The sequence below is a fragment of the Paenibacillus sp. AR247 genome, assembly GCF_002968895.1.
In the GTDB taxonomy this organism is placed as follows: Bacteria; Bacillota; Bacilli; order Paenibacillales; family Paenibacillaceae; genus Paenibacillus_AQ; species Paenibacillus_AQ favisporus.
On the sequence record NZ_PCZT01000009.1, the window covers coordinates 862,085 to 865,598 of the forward strand.

General features: G+C 52.5%; 5 protein-coding genes. 1 reads left to right on the top strand and 4 read right to left on the bottom strand.

What is annotated here, in order from left to right; all coding sequences use genetic code 11:
* The 4 genes from CPT76_RS12055 to CPT76_RS41380 all read right to left on the bottom strand — a co-directional run.
* The coding region (locus CPT76_RS12055; protein ID WP_258168331.1) for an NAD(P)-binding domain-containing protein at positions 1-250 on the bottom strand (250 nt) is incomplete at its 3' end.
* 30 nt (positions 251-280) lie between these two features.
* Positions 281-946: a fructose-6-phosphate aldolase gene (gene fsa / locus CPT76_RS12060; protein WP_076166067.1), complete on the bottom strand. Its 666-nt coding sequence runs from the start codon at positions 944-946 to the stop codon at positions 281-283.
* Positions 947-1,010: 64 nt separating this feature from the next.
* A complete protein-coding gene (locus tag CPT76_RS12065) occupies positions 1,011-1,967 on the bottom strand; it encodes a glucose-6-phosphate dehydrogenase (NADP(+)) (RefSeq protein ID WP_308737567.1) in 957 nt (318 codons plus the stop codon).
* The gene (locus CPT76_RS41380) at positions 1,945-2,361 is read right to left on the bottom strand and encodes a glucose-6-phosphate dehydrogenase (protein WP_308737568.1); all 417 of its coding nucleotides are present in this window, start codon (positions 2,359-2,361) and stop codon (positions 1,945-1,947) included. The genes CPT76_RS12065 and CPT76_RS41380 overlap by 23 nt, the downstream gene beginning before the upstream one ends.
* 148 nt (positions 2,362-2,509) lie before the next feature.
* Here CPT76_RS41380 and CPT76_RS12070 point away from each other — a divergent pair, with 148 nt between their 5' ends.
* Entirely contained in the window at positions 2,510-3,388 is an 879-nt protein-coding gene (locus CPT76_RS12070; protein WP_105443095.1) for a LysR family transcriptional regulator, read from the top strand.
* The last annotated feature ends 126 nt before the right edge of the window (positions 3,389-3,514 follow it).

Below are 3,514 nucleotides of genomic sequence, written 5' to 3' on the forward strand. Positions count from 1 at the left end.
TCAGCGCGTCCGTCGGTCCGCCGGCTTTGACCATCATCATGATTTTGCGCGGGGTTTCCAGCGACTGCACAAACTCCTCGATGCTGAATGTACCGACAAAGTTTTTTCCTTCGGCTTCGGCGAGCAGTTCTTTCGTTTTTTCCGGCGAACGGTTATATAAAGCGACCGCGAAGCCTTTGCTTTCCATATTCAAAGCCAGATTTTTGCCCATGACGGCAAGACCGGCCACACCGATTTGCTGTTTGCTCATCGTTTCTCTCTCCTCCAGATCTCTCTCTTTTTACTTGACGCTGCTTTTCCAGTCGGCCGCAAATTTAACCAAACCTTGATCCGTCAACGGATGCTTGGCGATTTGCGCAATCACGCCGAACGGAACGGTCGCAATGTGCGCGCCGGCCATGGCAACGCGGGTGACATGGTCCGGATGACGGACCGAAGCTGCAATAATTTGCGTGTCCAGGTTATGCGTGCGGAACAGCTGCGCAATTTTGTCCACCAGAAGGACGCCGTCTTCAGAAATATCGTCCAGACGCCCCAGGAATGGCGATACGTAAGTTGCCCCGGCACGGGCTGCCAGCAGCGCCTGATTCACGGTAAAGATCAGGGTCACATTCGTTTTGACCCCTTTTTGGGACAAATAACGGCAGGCTTCCAGACCGGCAAGGGTCATCGGCAGCTTGATCGTGATTTTCTCATCGTTGTTGTTGATCTTGATCAGCTCGTTCGCCTGGGCAATCATTTCCTCAGCGGTTTCCGCATCCGGCGTCACTTCCGCCGACACGGACTCCACTTCCGGCACAGCCTGGCAAATTTCGGCGATCCGGTCTTCGAATTTCACGCCTTCCTTAGCAACCAGGGACGGGTTTGTGGTGACTCCGGACAGAACCCCGATTTTGTAGGCGGATTGAATATCCTGCAGATTGGCGGTATCAATAAAAAATTTCATCTTACAACCTCCTGTGAATGTTCAATATATGATTGGCTCGGTAAACCGAGCATAGAACCCTAAATCAGCTGGCGGTGACTTCCTCGACAAGCGGCTCGGAAGCAGTCTGGCCGGCTTCGTCTTCCTCATCGAACCACCAATGGAATCCGTCTGCGGCAAGCAGCTCATGGGCCGCTTCCGGACCGTGCGAACCGGCGGCATAAGGATGCAGCGGCACCTCATTAGCGGCGAATGCTTCCAGGATCGGCTGCACCCACTGCCAGGACAGGTCGACCTCATCCCAATGGACGAAGAACGTCGAATCTCCGTTCAGTGCATCGTGAATCAGTGTTTCGTACGCTTCCTGGGCTTCCTTGCGGTCCGGATACATATCGATGTATACCGGTTTAAAGCCGTTCGGATGATCCGGGTCCTTCGCATTCAGCTGAAGCGTGATGCCTTCTTTCGGCCCGATCTCGATGACCAGCAGGTTCGGTACGGTTGCCTGCTCCGCTTGCGTCGCCGTGGTGAGCGGTTCCTTGAATTCGATCACGATGCGCGTGCTCTTCGAGGCTAGACGTTTACCTGTCCGGATGTAGAACGGAACGCCGCGCCAGTAGTAATTATCGATATGCAGCTTGGCCGCGATAAACGTATCGTTCGTCGAACCTTCAGAAATGCCGGGCTCAGCTGTGTATGCTGGAACCGGCTTGCCTTGAATGGATCCGGCTGTGTATTGTCCGCGCACGATGTTGGTAAGCACATCCTGCTTTTGCAGCGGATCCAGTGCTTCAAGCACCTGCTTCTTCTTGAGCTGGACGTTCTCCGCGGAAGCCATGTTGTGCGGTGCGTGAATGGTCAGCATCATGAGCAGCTGCATCATGTGGTTCTGGAACATATCCCGCAGAGCTCCGGCTTTGTCGTAGTATCCAGCGCGCTCCTCAACGCCTACGGTCTCGTCAGCCGTAATTTGGACGTTGGCGATAAAACGGTTCGTCCACAGCGCCTGAATAACAGGATTAGCCTGCTTCGCTGTTTTCAATTTGGGAGGCGATGGTGCCGAAGAAGTTCGGCGCAACGGACAAGTAGAACAAGCGGTTCGATGTTCCGCCGATTCCTTGCTCCCAAGCCTCTACCCGGTCTTTTAACCGGACGAAATGATCCGTGTCATCGATGTGCAGGATGTTGAAGCCAAAGAGTCCCAGGAAGGACTGCAGGGAGTCGTCCTCTTTCACGTTCAGCCGGTAAAAATCGTGCAGCGACTGCTTGACGTGAGCCTTGAACGTTTCATCCGTCATTTCTTTACGGCCGAGGCCGATTACGGAGAAAGCTTCCGGAAGCTTTCCGTGAATATATAAATGATACAGAGCAGGGTATATTTTGCGCTTGGCCAAATCGCCAGTCGCTCCAAACAATACAAAAGTTGTAGGATTCATCTCAATTGCTCCTTCCTTTCAAAGCTCCGCGACTTCCACTTCTCATTCTGTCGAAAAAGCTCTGGTTTCTGTGTCTTGGATTCACTATAATACAAATATGTGCCATACATGTAATCAATATATTTCTGAGGAGATATAGACCATATCTATGACTAACAATTACGAGTTGTATAAAGTGTTTTATTGGGCCGCAAAGACGGGAAGTTTAACGCAGGCTGCCAAGGCGCTGTACCTGACTCAGCCCAGCGTCAGTCATGCCATCAAGCAGCTGGAGGAGCGGATTGGCGTTACGTTGTTTTACCGCAACTCCAAAGGTGTAAGCCTGACGCAGGAAGGCAAGATTTTATTTTCCTATATAGAGCAGTCGCAAATTCTCATTACGCTCGCTGAAGAAAAAATGGTGGCGCTCAAAAATTTGGACAGCGGCGAGCTGCGGATCGGCGGAAGCGATTCGTTGTTCAAGCACTACCTGCTTCCTTTTCTCGAGGACTTCCATGTCAAGTATCCGGGAATCAAGCTGCACCTGAATCACGGCACGACGCCGGAAGTGATCTCCTATCTAAAGGAGGGGCGGATCGACCTTGGCGTTGTAAGGATGCCGATCTTCGACTCGCAGCTGGAGGTAACGGAAAGCATTGAGCTGCAGGACTGCTTTGTGGCGGGCGAACGGTATGCGGAGCTGAAGGGGCAGGCGCTGTCCATGGAACAGCTGATGGAATATCCCGTTATTCTGTTCTCACGGAACAGCCGGGTGCGTATGGCCATCACAGAGCTGTTTGAAAAATACGGATATGAGCTGAAGCCCGACATCGAGGTGGGAAGCGTCGATTTGCTGATCGAATTCGCCAAGCGTGGGCTGGGCATTTCGTATGTCACGCGCGAATTCGTAGCCAAGGAGCTGAAGGAAGGCTCTCTTTTTGAAATTGAGCTGGATGTGGAGATCCCTCCTTCCAAGGTGGGCCTTATGGTGATGCGTAACATGCCGATATCGGCGGCCGCGACGAGATTTATCGAGGTGGTTCATTAGCCGGGTGCAAGACAAGAGTAAGAGCAAGGTGAAGAGGACGCCATAGCAAATGGCGTCCTTTAACGCATCATCCGTTCTTAGATTCAGCACCGCTTCCGGTACGCTGTCGGGGACATGGAACAGTAG